Source organism: Halomonas sp. MS1 (genome assembly GCF_024182575.1).
Lineage (GTDB): Bacteria > Pseudomonadota > Gammaproteobacteria > Pseudomonadales > Halomonadaceae > Vreelandella.
In genome coordinates this window covers 3,329,630-3,347,124 of sequence record NZ_CP098926.1, presented here as the reverse complement: position 1 = coordinate 3,347,124, position 17,495 = coordinate 3,329,630, and the positions used below count along the sequence as shown (strand labels likewise).

General features: G+C 55.6%; 19 protein-coding genes, 3 pseudogenes and 1 other annotated feature. Of the genes and pseudogenes, 18 read left to right on the top strand and 4 right to left on the bottom strand.

Annotation, left to right across the window (positions count from 1 at the left end; translation table 11 throughout):
- Positions 1-7: 7 nt before the first annotated feature.
- Both NF683_RS15335 and NF683_RS15330 read right to left on the bottom strand, forming a co-directional pair.
- Complete coding sequence (locus NF683_RS15335) at positions 8-1,264, bottom strand: ISL3 family transposase (RefSeq protein ID WP_253920404.1); 1,257 nt, start codon at positions 1,262-1,264, stop codon at positions 8-10.
- 109 nt (positions 1,265-1,373) lie between these two features.
- Positions 1,374-2,096, bottom strand: a complete 723-nt coding sequence (locus NF683_RS15330; protein WP_022522193.1) for a cytochrome c biogenesis CcdA family protein — start codon at positions 2,094-2,096, stop codon at positions 1,374-1,376.
- 247 nt (positions 2,097-2,343) lie between these two features.
- On the opposite strand from NF683_RS15330, the gene NF683_RS15325 reads away from it, so the two are divergent.
- The 10 genes from NF683_RS15325 to NF683_RS15285 all read left to right on the top strand — a co-directional run bounded on the left by NF683_RS15325 (position 2,344) and on the right by NF683_RS15285 (position 10,578).
- Positions 2,344-2,979 carry a peroxiredoxin gene (locus NF683_RS15325; protein ID WP_074211540.1) on the top strand — a complete coding sequence of 212 codons (636 nt, stop codon included), beginning with the start codon at positions 2,344-2,346 and terminating at the stop codon, positions 2,977-2,979.
- A 71-nt stretch (positions 2,980-3,050) separates the two neighbouring features.
- Positions 3,051-3,458: a heavy metal-responsive transcriptional regulator gene (locus NF683_RS15320; protein WP_058579630.1), complete on the top strand. Its 408-nt coding sequence runs from the start codon at positions 3,051-3,053 to the stop codon at positions 3,456-3,458.
- A 78-nt stretch (positions 3,459-3,536) separates the two neighbouring features.
- Positions 3,537-6,011, top strand: coding sequence for a heavy metal translocating P-type ATPase (locus tag NF683_RS15315; RefSeq protein ID WP_172420649.1), 2,475 nt, complete (start codon positions 3,537-3,539; stop codon positions 6,009-6,011).
- Between the two features lie 33 nt (positions 6,012-6,044).
- The gene (locus NF683_RS21300; protein ID WP_258955997.1) at positions 6,045-6,170 is read left to right on the top strand and encodes a hypothetical protein; all 126 of its coding nucleotides are present in this window, start codon (positions 6,045-6,047) and stop codon (positions 6,168-6,170) included.
- A gap of 65 nt (positions 6,171-6,235) precedes the next feature.
- Positions 6,236-7,066, top strand: a complete 831-nt coding sequence (gene dsbG, locus NF683_RS15310) for a thiol:disulfide interchange protein DsbG (RefSeq protein ID WP_022522190.1) — start codon at positions 6,236-6,238, stop codon at positions 7,064-7,066.
- 61 nt (positions 7,067-7,127) lie between these two features.
- Positions 7,128-7,805 (top strand): TVP38/TMEM64 family protein, encoded by a 678-nt coding sequence (locus NF683_RS15305; RefSeq protein ID WP_230806301.1) that lies wholly within the window; start codon positions 7,128-7,130, stop codon positions 7,803-7,805.
- A 90-nt stretch (positions 7,806-7,895) separates the two neighbouring features.
- Positions 7,896-8,423, top strand: a complete 528-nt coding sequence (locus NF683_RS15300; RefSeq protein ID WP_053856991.1) for a DsbE family thiol:disulfide interchange protein — start codon at positions 7,896-7,898, stop codon at positions 8,421-8,423.
- 68 nt (positions 8,424-8,491) lie between these two features.
- Positions 8,492-9,304 carry a prolipoprotein diacylglyceryl transferase gene (lgt, locus tag NF683_RS15295; protein WP_022522187.1) on the top strand — a complete coding sequence of 271 codons (813 nt, stop codon included), beginning with the start codon at positions 8,492-8,494 and terminating at the stop codon, positions 9,302-9,304.
- Complete coding sequence (locus NF683_RS15290) at positions 9,301-9,843, top strand: protein-disulfide reductase DsbD domain-containing protein (protein ID WP_022522186.1); 543 nt, start codon at positions 9,301-9,303, stop codon at positions 9,841-9,843. Before lgt ends, NF683_RS15290 begins: the two co-directional genes overlap by 4 nt.
- Positions 9,844-10,578: a sulfite exporter TauE/SafE family protein gene (locus tag NF683_RS15285; RefSeq protein ID WP_230806305.1), complete on the top strand. Its 735-nt coding sequence runs from the start codon at positions 9,844-9,846 to the stop codon at positions 10,576-10,578.
- Here the strand turns inward: NF683_RS15285 and NF683_RS15280 are convergent.
- Complete coding sequence (locus tag NF683_RS15280; protein ID WP_044630842.1) at positions 10,575-11,000, bottom strand: MerR family transcriptional regulator; 426 nt, start codon at positions 10,998-11,000, stop codon at positions 10,575-10,577. The genes NF683_RS15285 and NF683_RS15280 overlap by 4 nt on opposite strands.
- 203 nt (positions 11,001-11,203) lie before the next feature.
- The gene (gene cadR, locus NF683_RS15275; RefSeq protein WP_004364961.1) at positions 11,204-11,611 is read right to left on the bottom strand and encodes a Cd(II)/Pb(II)-responsive transcriptional regulator; all 408 of its coding nucleotides are present in this window, start codon (positions 11,609-11,611) and stop codon (positions 11,204-11,206) included.
- A gap of 95 nt (positions 11,612-11,706) precedes the next feature.
- On the opposite strand from cadR, the gene NF683_RS15270 reads away from it, so the two are divergent.
- The 8 genes and pseudogenes from NF683_RS15270 to NF683_RS15235 form a co-directional block, all read left to right on the top strand.
- A complete protein-coding gene (locus NF683_RS15270; protein ID WP_004574643.1) occupies positions 11,707-12,603 on the top strand; it encodes a cation transporter in 897 nt (298 codons plus the stop codon).
- A gap of 3 nt (positions 12,604-12,606) precedes the next feature.
- Complete coding sequence (gene lspA / locus NF683_RS15265; RefSeq protein ID WP_004863699.1) at positions 12,607-13,119, top strand: signal peptidase II; 513 nt, start codon at positions 12,607-12,609, stop codon at positions 13,117-13,119.
- Between the two features lie 21 nt (positions 13,120-13,140).
- Positions 13,141-14,010, top strand: a pseudogene (locus NF683_RS15260) (ISL3-like element ISPpu12 family transposase); the annotation flags it as partial.
- A gap of 48 nt (positions 14,011-14,058) precedes the next feature.
- Positions 14,059-15,275, top strand: a protein-coding gene (locus NF683_RS15255; protein WP_253920403.1) for an IS3 family transposase whose coding sequence is annotated in 2 segments (ribosomal slippage) — positions 14,059-14,344 and positions 14,344-15,275 — 1,218 coding nt in all. Because the reading frame shifts where the segments join, the coding sequence is not laid out codon by codon here.
- Positions 14,334-14,450, top strand: a sequence feature (AL1L pseudoknot). (Overlaps the previous gene by 117 nt.)
- Positions 15,276-15,313: 38 nt before the next feature.
- Positions 15,314-15,739: pseudogene (locus tag NF683_RS15250) on the top strand (transposase); the annotation flags it as partial.
- A gap of 41 nt (positions 15,740-15,780) precedes the next feature.
- Complete coding sequence (locus NF683_RS15245) at positions 15,781-15,993, top strand: IS3 family transposase (RefSeq protein WP_275050940.1); 213 nt, start codon at positions 15,781-15,783, stop codon at positions 15,991-15,993.
- A 127-nt stretch (positions 15,994-16,120) separates the two neighbouring features.
- On the top strand, positions 16,121-16,426 hold the full coding sequence (locus NF683_RS15240; RefSeq protein ID WP_456362363.1) for an integrase core domain-containing protein: 306 nt from the start codon (positions 16,121-16,123) through the stop codon (positions 16,424-16,426).
- Between the two features lie 37 nt (positions 16,427-16,463).
- Positions 16,464-17,429: pseudogene (locus tag NF683_RS15235) on the top strand (ISL3 family transposase); the annotation flags it as partial.
- Positions 17,430-17,495 lie beyond the last annotated feature (66 nt).

Below are 17,495 nucleotides of genomic sequence, written 5' to 3'. Positions count from 1 at the left end.
CGTCACTTCACGTGGATTTGGCCTGATCGAATAGGCGGCCCACCGGGCTGCCAATCAGGTAGATCATGGCGATAAAGTTGGCCTCGTTCCGGTAGCCACGTGCTCGTGACCGAGCCGCTTGGAACAGACCATTCATTCCTTCCAGTCTTGCGTTCGTCAGTCCCGAGAGCCAGCGTCTGACCACCGCGTCGGCGTGCCGCTCAAGCGTCGCCAGGGCTTTCCCCATCGGCTTCAGCAGTGGCTTTTCAGACACCGCCGCCTGCATGACCTTGAGGTAGTTCGTGATGCGCCACCGAGCCGCTCTGGGCGTTGGAGCCTTCTGGATCCAGCGTAGCTTCTTCTTGATCACCCAGGCATCGGCCGTGGCGCTCTGATCGGCCACCAACTCCTGGAGCGCCGAAAGCTGTTTGGGTGTCAGGTTCTTGTTATCCAGGTTCTTCAGCAGGGCCCAGCGCAGCGACTTGGGGTGCCCCTGCTCCCGGCGCTCTTTCTTGCGTACCTCGTCCAGCCGCTTGGTGAAGGTCTGTACGATATGGAACCAGTCGACCGTTACCTCGGCCTTGGGAAGGTGCTCGGTCACGCCGCTAAGGAAGGCTGGCGACATATCGCAGACGACCTCGACCACATTATTCGGGTCGCCGCCATGGGCCGCCAGGAAGGCGCTGAAAGCCTGGATGGCATCCTTGCCGCAGCCTGGGACGGCAAAGATAACCGGTTCCCGCTTGCGCTGCATGTCGAGGAACACCGTGACATAGCGATGACCGCGCCGGGAGGCGGTTTCGTCCACGCCGACCGTCACCACCTTGGACAGATCCAGTTCCCCCAACATGCGGCCAACGTAGTGGTGCACGATGCGCCATAGTCGTTTGTCGGAAATCTCCAACTGGCGGGAGACGGCCAGTACCGGCATCTCCTTGACCAGTGACATGGCCGCTTGCTCGAACAGCAGGGTAAAGTCGCTGCCCGGCCGGGCCCAGGGCACCTCTATGCGCTTGACGCCATGGTCAGGACACTTCGTGCGCGGCACGCGAGCATGCAGGTAACAGTGATGCTGAAAGAAGTTCAGATGCCGCCAGGTTTTGTCGGCAAAGTCATGAGCTTGGCAGGCCTTACCACATTCTGGGCAGGGATAGAGACTGCCTCGCTCCGCCTCGACATAGAGGTCCAGGCGGTGGGGCGACACGGCGGTATCCAGGTACTGGTTCTTGAGGATCCAGGGCGCTTCCAAGCCCAGGCCGAGTGTTAGAATCTGGGTGCCGTCCATGTCATACCTCCTGCCGCTGTGGAGGTCATATTCTGGCCCAGCTCAGGGGGCGAATTCCACACCCAACGTCGAAGAGCCAAAATTAATCTCTACTTCTCTGACGGCCTGGCTACCCCAGGGTCGCCAGGGAGGGAAAAAGGTCGACCATGATACTGGAAAGCCGCGTCATGGTACCCGAGACGATGGCGATGCCCATCAGGATCACAACCGTGCCCGCCACGGGGCGAGCATAGGCGCTCCACCTTCCTAGGCTTTGCCGATGCAGAGCGAATCGGTTAATCAGTAAAGTGCTGGCAAGAAAAGGTAGCGCTAGGCCAGCCGAGTAGGCACTGAGATATATCATTCCAGCCTGGGCACTAGCAGCATTGGACGTGGCCATCAAGATGGCGCCCAGGATGGGGCCGATACAGGGCGTCCAGCCGATGGCAAAAGATACCCCGAACACAGTAGCCGAAAGCGGAGAGCCACCCTGGACATTGGGGGTGAACTGAAAGGTACGCTGGAAAAGCGGCAATCGGAACACGCCGGTCATGAAGAGGCCCAGCACGATCACCGCCGAGCCGGCAACCCAGTTGAATTCTTGGCGATACCCTCGCATCAGTTGCCCGATACTACTGGCGCCGAGCCCGAGTAGGATGAACACGATGCTGAAGCCGAAGACGAAGAAGGCACTGAGGGTCAATGCCTCTAACCGCCTGTCGGCTTTACCGGCACTACCGCCTGTGACCACCGACAGGTAGGCCGGTAACAGGGGCAGCGTGCAGGGCGAGAAGAAGGAGACCAATCCGCCGATAAAGGCGCCGACCAAGCCGATGGAAGAGAGAGATTCCAATGTGTTATCGCAACTTAAGTTATGGAGACGGCCAACAAGGGTATTGATACCAATCCCATGGTGCTACCTCCTATCATATCCATTTTAACGCCGTAAGAATTTTAAGGCTTACAGCTGCTTTAAGGTCAACCTTTATTGACAAATTATTTGTCTCCTATCGAATTGCAAATATTACACATCAGGCTTGACCTTAAAGTTGACTTCAAAGTTATGGTGGCTACTCAATGAATGACATGAGGACATTTCCATGGCGCTACAACTGGGCGAGACAGCACCAAACTTCACGATCGAATCCACACAAGGCACGGTCAACTTTCACCAATGGCTTGACGACAGCTGGGCGGTTCTGTTCTCGCACCCCGCTGATTTTACGCCAGTATGCACCACAGAACTGGGCGCGTTTGCCAAGCGAAAGAACGAATTCACCAAGCGGGGTGCCAAACTGGTTGGGGTTTCGGTGGATCCCCTCAGCTCTCACCACGACTGGCTGGGGGATATTGAACAGACTCAGGGCACGGCCCTGAACTACCCCTTGCTGGCTGACGAAGATCAGGTGGTAGCGAAGCTTTATGGAATGATCCATCCCAAAGCCGACCCCAAACTGACGGTGCGTACGGTCTTCATCATCGATTCTGACAAGAAAATTCGTCTCACTTTGACGTATCCACCCAGCACAGGACGTAATGTCGACGAGATACTGCGGGTTCTCGATTCGCTTCAGCTAACTGACAAGCACAAAGTGGCCACCCCAGTTGACTGGCAAAACGGTGACGATGTCATCATCTCGCCATCGCTATCGAATGATGACGCTAGGCAACACTTTCCCGAAGGCTGGAACACCAAGACGCCCTACCTTAGGGTCGTGCGCCAACCGGAGCAATAGGAGCCCCGACCGGTAGATTCGTTGAGTCAGGCTGCCAGAAGCTTAGATTAATAATGTCGTGAGGTAACGCTATGCAAACACTAAGTATCGGCGAGCTTGCCGAACGAAGCGGGGTCGCTAGCCAGGCGATTCGATTCTACGAAAAAGAGAAACTTATGCCTCCTCCGAGGAGGACCGATGCCAACTATCGGCGTTACCCACTGGAAGCTGTGGATCGGTTGCAGTTTATCGTCCATGCCAAGCAGTGGGGCTTCACGCTGCAAGAGATTCGGGAGCTGCTAATGCTTCAGGATGCTAATGGCGACCGGGCGCAAGCTAAACGCATCGCCGGGGAGAAGCTGCACAAGGTGCGCGAGCAGATCAAACACCTCACGCGGATTGAAGCCGTATTATCGAAAACACTGAGCGAGTGTGCAGGCGAAGGGCCTATGCAGGAAGGCTGCCCGATTGTTGAAGCTATCGCTGAGCAGGCTGAATGATCAGCACTTTCTCGACAGCGAACATGGGGAATCAAGCTCGCATATCGGGTCGTCAATAAATAACAGGAGATCTTCATTATGGCGCAAAACGTCGATATCGAGATTCGTGGTATGTCCTGTGCTTCCTGTGTTGGACGTGTGGAACGTGCACTCAGCCAGCAGCCAGGCGTGATCAACGCTCAAGTGAACCTCGCCACCCAGAAGGCGGCTATCCAGGTCGAAGCAGTTACCACGACCACTAGCCTACTCGACGCCATTGAAACAGCGGGCTATCAACCGGTAGTGGAAAGTATCGAGATTCCTGTTACCGGCATGAGTTGCGGATCTTGTGTCTCTCGGATAGAGCGAACGCTAACGAAGCTGCCCGGCATGGTGGAAGTGAGTGTTAACCTTGCTACCCAGAAGGCCTTCGTTCGTTTCCTGCCAGGAGCCGTTTCGTTAACGCGTATTCAGCATGCCATCCGCGAAGCAGGCTATGAACCGCAGGATACCGATACGCCGCCACCAACGGACAGCGAGGATCGGGAAAGAGCCGAGCTTCGCCGTCGAGTCGTGCTCGCGGCAATATTTACGATTCCGGTAGTCATCATCGCCATGGGGAAAATGATTCCCACTTTTGACGCGCTGTTAACGAGTCTAATGCCGCATCGCGGCTGGATGGGCGTTGAGTGGTTGTTGGCCACACCGGTGCAGTTCTATGCCGGGGCACGCTTCTATCGTACTGGCTTCGCCGAACTCCGGCATTTTAATCCTGGCATGAATAGCCTCGTTATGATCGGATCGAGCGCTGCCTATTTTTATTCGGTCGCCGCCCTGCTAATGCCCGCGCTCTTCCCCGTCGGAACCGCCGTGAGCTATTTCGAAGCGGCGGCGGTCATCGTGACGCTAATTCTGCTCGGTCGCTATTTTGAACACATTGCCAAGGGCCGCACCTCCGAGGCTATCAAGAAGCTTCTGCAATTACAGGCGAAAACTGCCCGCGTCATCCGCGAAGATGAAACCGTCGAGCTGCCTATCGACGCCGTCGTCACGGGCGATCGTATTTTGGTTCGCCCAGGGGAGCGTGTTCCAGTAGATGGCATCGTTGAGGAGGGCCACTCCTACGTTGATGAGTCGATGATCAGCGGTGAGCCAGTGCCGGTCGTCAAACAGAAGGATTCCGAAGTCGTCGGTGGCACTATCAACAAGAACGGTGCACTTACCTTTCGGGCCACGCGAGTCGGTGCCGACACTGTCTTGTCGCAGATCGTCAAGATGGTGGAAACGGCCCAAGCGGAGAAGCCCCCCATCCAGCAGTTGGCCGACAAGGTTGCTGGTGTATTTGTTCCCGTAGTCATCGCTATCGCCACGATGACCTTTGCACTCTGGTTCGCTTTCGGACCGGCGCCGTCCTTGTCCTTTGCCTTTGTCACTACCGTTAGCGTGCTGCTAATTGCCTGCCCATGTGCGATGGGCCTGGCCACCCCAACGGCCATCATGGTCAGTACCGGGAAAGGGGCCGAGATGGGGGTGCTATTTCGCAAAGGGGCGGCGCTTGAGACGCTGGCCAAGATGAATACGGTGGTGCTGGACAAGACCGGCACTTTGACCCAAGGACGCCCCGAACTGACTGATTTCGAAGCTATTAACGGTCATGAAAACGACGTGCTGCGACTGGTCGCGGCGGTGGAAGCTCAAAGCGAGCACCCCATCGCTGAGGCTATTGTGCAGGGCGCCAAGACCCGTGGGCTGGAATTACCCCCTGTCAGTCGCTTTAGTGCCGAGCCAGGCTACGGCATTGAAGCCGAGGTCGACGGCCACTTGGTACATGTAGGGGCTGATCGTTACATGCGTCGGCTGGAAATCGACCTCGGCCAGGCAGAAACACGCGCCAAGGTGTTGGCCGAGAACGCCAAGAGCCCGCTCTATGCCGCGGTAGACGGTCAGCTTGCTGCAGTCATCGCGGTGGCGGATCCCCTCAAGGAGGGCTCTGCCGACGCTATCGCAGCACTCAAAGCGCAAGGGCTGGAAGTGGCCATGCTCACCGGCGATAACCGTGCCACTGCCGATGCTATCGCCCGACAGGTTGGCATCCAGCAGATTCTCGCTGAGGTACTGCCCGACCAGAAAGCGGCAGAGATCCGGCGTCTCCAGGCGGAGGGCAAGCGCGTCGCTTTTGTGGGGGACGGGATCAATGATGCGCCCGCTTTGGCCCAGGCCGACGTGGGCATTGCGATCGGCACTGGCACCGATATTGCCATCGAGTCCGGCGATGTGGTGCTGATGAGTGGCGATTTGCGAGGCATCGTCAATGCCACGGCGCTCTCCAAGCGTACCCACCGGACCATTATCGGCAATTTCGTTTGGGCCTATGGCTACAACGTAGCGTTGATCCCCGTGGCGGCGGGCGTGCTCTATCCGTTCATCGGCGTATTGCTCAGCCCCATGCTGGCGGCGGCGGCCATGAGCATTTCCAGTGTTTTTGTGCTGACTAACTCGTTGCGGCTACGCCGTTTCACATCGGATACCGGCAATGCCACACCACGTCCAAACGATGCTGTTCATCGCGCCTAAACCAAACAATGTCGTGTTAACGAGGAATTCAAAATGATGGGAAGTGAAAGCTGCATGTGGGGTATGGCAGGGATGGGCCTAATAGCGATCTTGTTGATTATTGCGCTGGGGCTTGGTGTTGCTGCGCTCATCAAATACCTGTTTTTTAATAAGAAGTGATGAAGCTGGCAACCGAATACAATCGTCCCCCTTGGGTAGATCAGAAACTAATAAAGAGAGCATCCATGAGATATATCCTACCTATCACTTATTGCCTAGCTGCTGCAGGTCTGTTAGGTCTTATAACGTTGCCTGCGTTGGCGCAGGAAGCAAGTACTGATGCCACTGAGAGTCGTCAGGCCAGCAGTGCCACGAATACTGAGTCTCCCTTGCCCAAATCGATTACCGCATTGGTGGATCAAGGGTTCACCTTCCATGGCAGCTTCGAAGCGCCTGACGGTCTCCAAGGCTATGCCTTGTCTTATGATAATGAGCCTATGGCAGCTTATATCTCCTCCTCTTCCGACTACGCCGTCATTGGTACGTTAATCGACCCGCAGGGCAATGCCGTTATGGAAAGCCAGCTTCAGGCTCTGGTGCTGGACCCCATGCTGGAAGCTACCTGGAGTGCGTTTGAAAACACTCGTTTTATCTCGGAGGGGAATGATGATGCTTCGCATATTGTGTACACACTAACAGACCCCAACTGCCCCTACTGCAATGCACTCTGGAAAAATTCGCGCCCGCTCATTGAGCAAGGCGTGTTACAGCTTCGTCACGTGCTGGTCGGTGTGCTATCAGAGGACAGTCTTCGCAAAGCTGCTGCAATCCTTGAATCCGACAATCCGGCCAGTGCTCTCGAAACTCATGAACTGGAATTTCGCAATGGCGGCATAAGGCCGGTGGAGCCGTCGGAGGAGAGTCAAGCGCTTCTTAGAAATCATGCCCAGATCATGCGTGAGGCCGGTGCTACGGGAACGCCAACCAGCTACTACCGTGATGAAGCCGGGAAAGTTCAGCGTATCAATGGCGCAGTGTCGACCGACCAGTTTCGCGAAATATTGGGCGTTGAATGATACACCATAACGGTACAGGGCTGAGATGCGAGTCTCCCCAATCACGACCACTGAGATGCACATGGCAACCAAGCTTAGCGTAAAGCAAACGCTCTTTTTGGGGCTCACTCTATTGATGGGTTTGGCGGCCCTTTATTGGATTCTGATGGAGACCGGCGCCTTGTCGGTCTTGACCGACAAGCAGGCCTTGCGTGAGTGGCTTGATAGGCTGGGCGTCTGGGGGCCGTTGGCCATCATCTTTATGATGATGGCGGCCATTGTCATGAGCCCGATTCCCAGTGGCCCAATTGCGATGGTGGCTGGTGCGCTTTACGGCCCAGTTTGGGGGACGATCTATGTCGTTATCGGTGCCGAAGCCGGTGCTCTGCTCGCTTTCTGCATTGCTCGTTTGCTCGGCTATGAAGTGATGCAACGCTGGCCGCGTTCGCGGCCCATCCTCAACTGGCTGGGAAAGGAGCGCTCTCAGACAGGCTTGATGCTCATCGTTTTTGCATCCCGATTGGTGCCCTTCCTTTCGTTTGATGCCGTCAGCTATGCGGCAGGTATCACCCCCCTGTCTTTCTGGCGCTTTTTGATCGCCACACTGGCCGGCGTGATCCCCACGGCGTATCTAATCGTCATGTTCGGCGAAGTGCTGATTACGGCCGACTCCCGTGGCCTCACAATCGCGCTGATTCTCATCAGTGGCATTACATTGCTGCCTCTGCTGGCGAAACGCTTATGGGCTCGACAGCCATGACCGATAGCAACCGAGTGCTCTAAATCAACTTTCGTAAGCATTAACAATGCTCAGCAGGCACTTACCCGCTACTACCTGTGAGACGTACACGTGAAATTTCGGACATTGCTATTTTTACCCCTATTGGGCTTTTTTGGTTTGAGCTTTTTCTTTTATCAGGGCTTATCAATGGATCCTAGCGCCAGAGATTCACCCTTGTTAGCTCAGCCGTTTCCGCCATTCAGCCTGACAACGCTGGAAGACCCCTCAAGGCTCGTTGATGAATCTCTTTTTAAAGGAAAGGTGACATTAGTCAATGTGTGGGGAGAGTGGTGTCCGACTTGCAAACATGAAATGCCGCAGTTATTGGATTTAGCCGCGCGAGGCGTCCGCTTGGTTGGGATCAACTACAAGGATACCCAGGCAAAGGGGCTCGAGTTTCTTGACGAGTTCGGGAACCCTTTTGAAGTCAACATCTTTGATCCAGAGGGTAACCTAGGTTTTGAGCTAGGTGTGTATGGCGCCCCAGAAAGCTATCTGGTCGATACCGAAGGCACTATTCGTTACAAACATACAGGTTACATAACGTCTGAAGATGTTGAGCGAGTCATCCAAGAAGTCGAGAAGTGGAAACGATAAAACGGTTATGAAAACGCATTATTTTTTTATTAATAACTCCATCTGTAACGCTAAGTTAAGGAAGGTATATGTTGCAATACCCTCAAATTGATCCGATCGCCATCGCCATAGGCCCTCTTCAGATCCACTGGTATGGCTTAATGTATGTCATCGGGCTAGTCGCTGCTTGGTGGTTGGGTCGGCATCGAGCCCACCGACTCGGCCTAAGCCACGATGATATGGGCGACCTGATCTTCTACGGCGCCATCGGCATCATCGTTGGCGGCCGTCTTGGCTATGCGCTGTTTTACGGGCTCGAACAACTGCAAGCAAACCCCCTTTGGTTATTAAAAATCTGGGAAGGAGGCATGAGCTTTCATGGCGGCCTTGCCGGTGTATTAGTGGCTGCCTGGCTGTTTGCTCGCAAACATCAACTGGCTTTTATTCAACTGACTGACTTCATTGCTCCGTTAGTCCCGATCGGCCTGGGAGCGGGTCGCCTCGGTAACTTCATCAATCACGAGTTACCGGGAAGAGTTAGTGATGTACCTTGGGCAATGGTGTTTCCATCCATGATGGAGCTGGGCCCAGAGCCACGCCATCCTTCGGCTCTCTACGAGTTTGCCCTTGAAGGTGTCGTGTTGTTTGCCGTGCTGTGGTGGCTATCGCGCCGACCGCGTCAGCGAGGCCTCATCTCTGGGTTGTTCCTGCTTCTGTACGGAGCCTTTCGCTTCATCGTGGAGTTCGTGCGCCTCCCAGACCCTCAGTTGGGATTCATCGCTTTTGGCTGGTTGACCATGGGGCAGCTGTTGACACTACCGATGCTCATAGCGGGTTTTGCTCTGGTCGCTTGGTCCAGACGTCAGCCAGTGGATAAGCCAAAGGCGGCGTTAAACTCATGAAACAAGTCTTCGCTTTTCTAATGGTGGCACTCTTTATAGTCACACCGGTAGCGGCACGTGAAGAGATATTTGGGGTTGGTGACAAAAGCTCCCCTTTTAACCGTTCGACGCAACGTGACTTTCTACCGGCTACAGAAGCCTTCCGAACCACCGCTTGGCGAGACGATGATCGGGTTTATGTCGGTTTCACCGTCGCCGAAGACTATTACCTTCATCGGCATCAGTTTGCGATTGAGAGTCTCTCTCGAAGTATCAATTTCGGAGAGCTGGCTTTGCCACCTGGTGAGCCAATGTCGCACGCATCTTTGGGGGACATTAATGTTTTCTACAATCAGGTGTTGGTGAGTGCGCCCATCGAGGCGAGCGAGACCGTGATCGGACCGTTGGCCGTCGTGGTGACCTTTCAGGGCTGTTCCGATCAAGGACTTTGCTATCCACCCGAACAGGTCGAACTTATCTCACCGTACGGCTCCCCTCCGGCGACCTTCGCCACCAGCCCCTCCCTTGGTACGGCGGATAGCACCAAAGGCGCTCCTTAAATGAATCCCGCCGACCTGAGCCTGCCGCCGCTGGCGGCGGCCTTCGTCTTCGGCTTGCTGGGAGGCGCGCACTGTATCGGCATGTGTGGCGGCATCATGAGTGCCCTGACCTTTGCTGTGCCCCCCAGCATGCGACAACCTAGCCGTTTAGCAGCTCTGTTGCTCGGCTATAATTTAGGCCGTATCAGCAGCTACATGATCGCGGGTGCCTTGGTGGCCCTGCTCGGTTCCGTGCTCAACCATGCATTGGACAGCTTCGCCCTGGTATTGCGTATCCTGGCGGCGGTCATGTTGATACTGATGGCGCTTTATATCGCCAACTGGTGGAAGGGCTTGCTACGTATCGAGGCACTAGGGCGCGTTCTGTGGCGCCGCATCGAACCAATAGGACGTCGCTTGATGCCTGTTGTAAAAGTGCCCCAAGCGTTCGCACTTGGCTCGCTATGGGGCTGGATGCCTTGTGGGCTAATCTATTCGATGCTGGCCTGGAGTCTTGCTGTAGCCGAGCCATTGCGTGCCGCCGCGATGATGGGGGCCTTTGGGCTCGGCACCTTGCCTGCCGTCCTAGCGACCGGAGTGGCAGCGCGCCGTGTCTCAATATGGATACGTAGCCCCGCGACTCGTACGCTAGCAGCGCTGCTGATTATTACGTTTGCTGTCTGGCAACTCTGGCATCTGCAATCCATGATAGGGATGGTGGATACGCACAGTGCCATGACTTCGCAGCATCACTAATGATTACTTCGCGAATCATTAGCCTCGAAAACTAATTTACCTGTCCCAAGCGATTCGATTAGTTCCTTCAGCCTGAAGCTTTCAGTCATCTTGTCTTGGTTCATGTTATCTAACCATCGCGCTATCACCTGAAGTTCTTGGGTCCGCAAGTGAAGACGTCGCCTTTGAGTGGCGAGTGGTACTGGTTCATTAAACTCTACGGTGCCTTGATCCGCCCAAGATAATATTTGTTTGATCTCTGGAAGACTAACGCCCAGCGAACGCAGGCAGTCGATAAAACGTAGGCGCCCCAAGGACTCTATATCGTAGAGTTGATAACCGTTGCGCGGGTCGCGGTGCGGTTGCAACAACCCTTCCCTTGTATAGTGACGTACCGTTTCTGCCGTTACCCCTCCCGTCTGAGCCAGCTCGGAGACTCGCATTGGCTTACCCTCATTTGTTTACTCGTAGCCAGCTTACAACCGCCAGGCTGCCCAAAGGTCAAGTCTTCAACGGGCGCTTATGGCAAACCTTTCGGTTGTACATCGAAATTTAAAATGGGTAAGCGGATTAAATGGTTGATCTTACCTTTGCATGAGAGTGAGACAGACCGGCATCTCATCGGATTATCTGGTTGATGCTTCACCTACTGCTGGTGCATGTTTCCTTCGCTAATTCCAGCAAGAACCCCACACGCCTCAACTTCCCGGTCATCGTTGCAACTCGCTCTCAGTGAAACGAGTTGTTTCTCAAGCGCTTGCAGAGCGGTTATCTGCGACCGCACATGAGAGATGTGATCATCGAGCAAGGCGTTGACGGCGGTACAAGGCTGATGAGGGTCGTCCTGATAGCTCTGTAGTTCGTGAATCTCAGCCAGTGACAGGCCCAGGATTCTGCAGCGACGGATGAAGGCCAGCCCCTCACCATGCTTCTCGGTATAGACACGGTAACCGTTGTCCTGCCGATCAGGCGGCGGCAACAAGCCCTGCTGTTCATAGAAGCGGATCGTCTGTGTTTCGACCCCTACCAACTGCGCCAACTGACCAATGCGCATCAGCCTCCTCCCCAACGGATTCTTTACTCCATTGACATTATAGTAGCTTTATAGTTTTAAATGGTACCACAACATTGTTCAAGTGGAGTCGTATCATGAGCAAATCCTGTGGTGGCGCCTGTGGCGGTGATGCAACGTCCGCAGCGGATACCGATATACAGGCCTCCTCCGAGGCGCCAGGGAGATGGGTCAGTGTTTATGCTGTGCCGAAGATGGACTGTCCATCAGAAGAACGAATGATTCGCCTAGCCCTGAACGGCTTTGAGGAGATTCGGGCGCTGTCCTTCGACTTGTCGAACCGCCGGCTGAAGGTCGTGCATGACGGCGAGGTCGAGCCCGTCACCTCGAAACTGAAGACCTTGGGGCTAGGCGCCTCGCTTCAGGAAACCGTCGCTGCAAATCCGGAGACCATCAAGGCCGCCGAGTTTTCGGCAGCTTCTGCTAAGCAAGAATCCGGGACCCTGCGCTGGTTGCTCGGCATCAATGCACTTCTGTTCGTGGTGGAAATGACTGCCGGTCTGATCGCCCAGTCCACCGGCCTGATTGGAGAATCCCTGGACAATTTTGCCGATGCGGCGGTGTACGGGCTTGCCCTTTATGCGGTTGGACATAGCGTGAAAATGCAGGTACGTGCCGCGCATCTTGCTGGTGTACTGCAACTGATCTTGGCTGTGGGCGTGCTCGTAGAGGTGGTGAGACGCTTTGTATTCGGTAGTGAGCCTGAATCGCTGGTGATGATGGCTATCGCATTCGTCGCATTGATTGCCAATACCAGTTGTCTGCTGCTCATATCCAAACATCGGGAAGGCGGGGCGCACATGAAGGCAAGCTGGATATTCTCGGCCAACGACGTGGTGATCAACCTGGGGGTCATCACCGCCGGCGCCCTGGTCGCGTGGACCGGTTCCAATTATCCGGATCTGATTATCGGCACCATCGCGGGGGGCATTGTACTTAACGGTGCCAGACGCATTTTGGCGTTGAAGGGTTAAATAATGCTCATTATTGGCAAAAAGCTCTCGCCGTATGCCCTATTGTCCATATCGGGCCTGCTGGCAGCGTCTGATCAGGCTGTAAAGTGGCTGGTGCAGCAATCAATGGCCTATGGCGAGTATGTTTCGGTGACCCCGTTCTTTAACTGGGTGCACCTATGGAACACCGGTGCCGCATTCAGTCTTTTTGCGAATGGTGGAGGCTGGCAGCGCTACTTTTTTATCGGAATCGCGGTAGTGGTCTCGATTTTTCTGATCAAGCTGATCCTTGAAAATCGTCATAAAGGAGAAGCCATCGCTTACAGTCTTATCCTCGGTGGCGCCATGGGCAACCTGATTGACCGGGTCTTTCGCGGCTATGTTGTGGATTCCTTTGATTTCTATTGGCGAGACTGGCATTGGCCGGCCTTCAACCTGGCTGATATTGCAATTGTCCTCGGTGCCTTACTTTTCGTTTCCAGCAGCTTGTTGGGTAAAAAAGCAAACACCAATGCCGAGCCGGATGGATCTGACTGACACCTACGCCTATACAACACCATGACCGAACTTCCCGACAACATCCTTCACCTGCCGCAATACCAAGTACTGGGCTGCAAATCAACCGACGACGAAATGCACTTCCAGGTGGACGTGCCCGATCCCATCGCCTGCGAGGAATGCGGCGTGCAGGGTGAGTTCGTACGGTTCGGCAAGCGTGACGTTCCCTATCGTGATCTGCCCATCCACGGCAAGCGGGTCACTCTCTGGGTGGTCCGCCGCCGATACACCTGCCGGGCCTGCAAGACAACATTCAGGCCCCAGCTACCGGAGATGGTGGACGGATTCCGTATGACACTGCGGCTGCATGAGTACGTGGAGAAGGAATCCTTCAACCACCCCTACACCTTTGTGGCGGCACAGACCGGCCTGGACGAGAAGACGGTGCGCGACATCTTCAACGCCCGCGCCGAGTTCCTGGGGCGCTGGCACCGCTTCGAGACGCCCCGCATCCTGGGCATTGACGAGCTATACCTGAACAAGCGCTACCGCTGCATTCTGACCAACATTGAGGAGCGAACCCTGCTCGACCTGCTGGCCACCCGCCGCCAGGACGTGGTGACCAACTACCTGATGAAGCTGAAAGACCGGCAGAAGGTCGAGATCGTCAGCATGGACATGTGGAACCCCTACCGGGCAGCGGTCAAGGCTGTGCTGCCCCAGGCCCGTATCGTGGTCGATAAGTTCCATGTGGTGCGCATGGCCAACGATGCCCTAGAGAGAGTGCGCAAGGGCCTCAGAAAGGAGCTGAAACCGTCCCAGAGCCGGACTCTCAAGGGAGACCGGAAAATCCTGCTGAAACGCGCTCACGAAGTCTCAGACCGGGAGCGCCTCATTATGGAGACCTGGACAGGCGCGTTCCCGCAACTGAACCGCCCCGGCTTTACCGGAGACTTCATATCTTGAGAGGATGAAGTCATGAACTCACCAAAACGATATTCCCCGGAATTGCGGGAACGGGCTGTTCGTTTAGTTATTGAACAGCAAGGCGAATACCCGTCCAAGTGGGCGGCGATCTGCTCCATTGCCAGCAAGTTCGGTTGTACACCAGAGACTTTGAGAGCCTGGTGCAAACGCACAGAACTCACGCAGGAAAACAGCTCGGTTAACCTGTCTGAACATGAACGACTCAAGCAGCTAGAGCGTGAAAACACCGAATTGAAGCGGGCCAATGAAATCCTCCGTAAGGCGGCTGCTTTTTTCGCCCAGGCGGAGCTCGACCGCAAACCCAATTGATGGTGTCATTTATCGACGAGCATCGTGCTCAGTTCGGGGTCGAGTCGATTTGTAGCCAACTGCCAATCGCCCCATCGACGTATTACCACCACAAGGCACTTGAAACTGATCCTGAACGGCGGGCAGACCGGTATCGGCAGGATGAGTTTCTTACTGCTGAGATTCAGCGGGTGTGGGAGGAAAACTTCTGCGTCTACGGTGCCCGTAAGGTCTGGCGGCAACTCCGCCGTGAAGGCGTTAATGTTGCTCGTTGCACCGTAGAACGGCTCATGCGCCGCCTTGGAATTCGTGGCGTGGTGAGAGGCCAACGACCCTTCACGACCATCAGTGATCCCGGCCAGAAACGAGCACCTGATTTAGTGAAACGTGACTTTACGGCCATGCGTCCTAATCAGCTTTGGGTGGCCGATTTTACCTATGTCGCTACCTGGTCTGGCTTCGTTTACGTTGCGTTCGTCATTGATGTTTATGCACGCTGTATTGTGGGTTGGCGTGTAGCGACATCGATGAAAACGGCACTGGTGCTGGACGCTTTGGAGCAAGCTCTGTGGGCACGAAAACACAGGCAAGGGTTGATTCACCATAGTGATAGGGGAAGCCAATATCTCTCGATCCGCTACACCGAGCGTATGGCTGACGAGGGTATCAATGCCTCAGTCGGCACCACCGGCGACTCCTACGACAATGCGCTGGCTGAAACCATCATCGGCTTGTTCAAAACGGAGGTGATCCATCATCGTGGCCCATGGAGGGGACTGGATGCCGTTGAGTATGCCACGCTGGAGTGGGTTGACTGGTTCAACAACCGCCGACTGCTGGAACCCATCGGAAACGTTCCACCAGCAGAACGAGAAAGGACGTATTATCATCAACTGGAAGAGTCGGGTGAAGCTGCCTGACTCAAACAAACCGGTCTCCGGAATAACCGGGGCGGTTCAAACTGCTGGCCGCCTACGAGCACAAGGAGCGCTTCTACGGCATCTGGGACGCCACCACACGGCTCCAGGCAGAAGCCGCCCTGGACGAGTGGATAGCCACCATCCCGAAGGGCCAAAAGGAAGTCTGGAGCGATCTGGTCAGGGCAGTGGGAAACTGGCGCGAAGAGACCATGACCTACTTCGAGACGGACATGCCCGTCACCAACGCTTACACGGAGTCCATCAACCGACTGGCCAAGGACAAGAACCGTGAAGGGCGCGGTTACTCCTTCGAGGTGATGCGGGCACGAATGCTCTACACCACGAAGCACAAGAAGAAGGCACCGACTGCGAAGGTCTCTCCTTTCTACAAGAAAACCATCGGTTACGGACTGCCGGACTTCGCAGAGGAACTCAACTACGGAGTCGATCTATCAACCATCTGAGGGTGGTATCAGATTGATGGGGTGAAGGTGCCCCATCAACCATTAAATCCGTATACCCCTATGATAATGCCTGTGCCGAAAGCTTCTTCCACAGCCTCAAGGTTGAAGCGATCCATGGGGAGCAATTTACAACGCGAAACGATATGAGGCGCCAGGTGTTTGAGTACGTCGAACTGGACTACAACAAACAACGGCGGCACAGTGCTATTGGGATGATCAGCCCAGAGGCCTTTGAAGCCCGAATGATCGCTTAAACCAGTGTCCACTGTTGCTGGGTAAGATCATCCTGGAGAAGCTCTACGACCTGGGCATCACCCCGTCGTACAGCCGGCCAAGGGGGTCAGCAACGACAACGCCTTCGCCGAGTCGGCCTTCAAGACACTGAAGTACCGGCCGGGATTCCCCGCCGACGGCTTCGCCACGCTGGCCGAGGCGCAAGACTGGGTCCAGCAATTCACCGAGTGGTACAACCATGAGCACCGGCACAGCGCCCTGCGCTACGTCACGCCGAGCCAGCGTCACAACGGCGAGGCCAAAGGCATTCTGACGCAGCGCCGAGAGGTTATTGAAGCCGCGCCACCCGGAACGGTGGTCAGGAGACATCCGGAAACTCAGCCTGCCGGATGTAGTGCACCTAAATCCCGAACGGGACTCAGTGCCACAGGCCGCAGGATTTTAAAGAGCTGAAGTCATTTTATATGGCAACTATGTTGACAGACTCCGGGCCCGGCCGGGTAGCGACTTTACCCTGCTGTTCGAGCAAGCGGCCATGTCACTGGTCAAGGAGATGCCGGTACTGGCCGTCTCCCGCCAGTTGGAGATTTCCGACAAACGACTATGGCGCATCGTGCACCACTACGTTGGCCGCATGTTGGGGGAACTGGATCTGTCCAAGGTGGTGACGGTCGGCGTGGACGAAACCGCCTCCCGGCGCGGTCATCGCTATGTCACGGTGTTCCTCGACATGCAGCGCAAGCGGGAACCGGTTATCTTTGCCGTCCCAGGCTGCGGCAAGGATGCCATCCAGGCTTTCAGCGCCTTCCTGGCGGCCCATGGCGGCGACCCGAATAATGTGGTCGAGGTCGTCTGCGATATGTCGCCAGCCTTCCTTAGCGGCGTGACCGAGCACCTTCCCAAGGCCGAGGTAACGGTCGACTGGTTCCATATCGTACAGACCTTCACCAAGCGGCTGGACGAGGTACGCAAGAAAGAGCGCCGGGAGCAGGGGCACCCCAAGTCGCTGCGCTGGGCCCTGCTGAAGAACCTGGATAACAAGAACCTGACACCCAAACAGCTTTCGGCGCTCCAGGAGTTGGTGGCCGATCAGAGCGCCACGGCCGATGCCTGGGTGATCAAGGAGAAGCTACGCTGGATCCAGAAGGCTCCAACGCCCAGAGCGGCTCGGTGGCGCATCACGAACTACCTCAAGGTCATGCAGGCGGCGGTGTCTGAAAAGTCACTGCTGAAGCCGATGGGGAAAGCCCTGGCGACGCTTGAGCGGCACGCCGACGCGGTGGTCAGACGCTGGCTCTCGGGACTGACGAACGCAAGACTGGAAGGAATGAATGGTCTGTTCCAAGCGGCTCGGTCACGAGCACGTGGCTACCGGAACGAGGCCAACTTTATCGCCATGATCTACCTGATTGGCAGCCCGGTGGGCCGCCTATTCGATCAGGCCAAATCCACGTGAAGTGACGAAGAACCAATTTTTTGTTATTCTTTATCATTAAAACTTACAATTAAATAGCGCACTTAT

Excerpts from the sequence above, each read along its gene's own strand:
- NF683_RS15335 (WP_253920404.1), bottom strand. The coding sequence starts at position 1,264 with ATGGACGGCACCCAGATTCTAACACTCGGCCTGGGCTTGGAAGCGCCC.
- NF683_RS15325 (WP_074211540.1), top strand. The coding sequence starts at position 2,344 with ATGGCGCTACAACTGGGCGAGACAGCACCAAACTTCACGATCGAATCC.
- NF683_RS15320 (WP_058579630.1), top strand. The coding sequence starts at position 3,051 with ATGCAAACACTAAGTATCGGCGAGCTTGCCGAACGAAGCGGGGTCGCT.
- NF683_RS15315 (WP_172420649.1), top strand. The coding sequence starts at position 3,537 with ATGGCGCAAAACGTCGATATCGAGATTCGTGGTATGTCCTGTGCTTCC.
- NF683_RS21300 (WP_258955997.1), top strand. The coding sequence starts at position 6,045 with ATGATGGGAAGTGAAAGCTGCATGTGGGGTATGGCAGGGATGGGCCTA.
- dsbG (WP_022522190.1), top strand. The coding sequence starts at position 6,236 with ATGAGATATATCCTACCTATCACTTATTGCCTAGCTGCTGCAGGTCTG.
- NF683_RS15305 (WP_230806301.1), top strand. The coding sequence starts at position 7,128 with ATGGCAACCAAGCTTAGCGTAAAGCAAACGCTCTTTTTGGGGCTCACT.
- lgt (WP_022522187.1), top strand. The coding sequence starts at position 8,492 with ATGTTGCAATACCCTCAAATTGATCCGATCGCCATCGCCATAGGCCCT.
- NF683_RS15290 (WP_022522186.1), top strand. The coding sequence starts at position 9,301 with ATGAAACAAGTCTTCGCTTTTCTAATGGTGGCACTCTTTATAGTCACA.
- NF683_RS15285 (WP_230806305.1), top strand. The coding sequence starts at position 9,844 with ATGAATCCCGCCGACCTGAGCCTGCCGCCGCTGGCGGCGGCCTTCGTC.
- NF683_RS15280 (WP_044630842.1), bottom strand. The coding sequence starts at position 11,000 with ATGCGAGTCTCCGAGCTGGCTCAGACGGGAGGGGTAACGGCAGAAACG.
- cadR (WP_004364961.1), bottom strand. The coding sequence starts at position 11,611 with ATGCGCATTGGTCAGTTGGCGCAGTTGGTAGGGGTCGAAACACAGACG.
- NF683_RS15270 (WP_004574643.1), top strand. The coding sequence starts at position 11,707 with ATGAGCAAATCCTGTGGTGGCGCCTGTGGCGGTGATGCAACGTCCGCA.
- lspA (WP_004863699.1), top strand. The coding sequence starts at position 12,607 with ATGCTCATTATTGGCAAAAAGCTCTCGCCGTATGCCCTATTGTCCATA.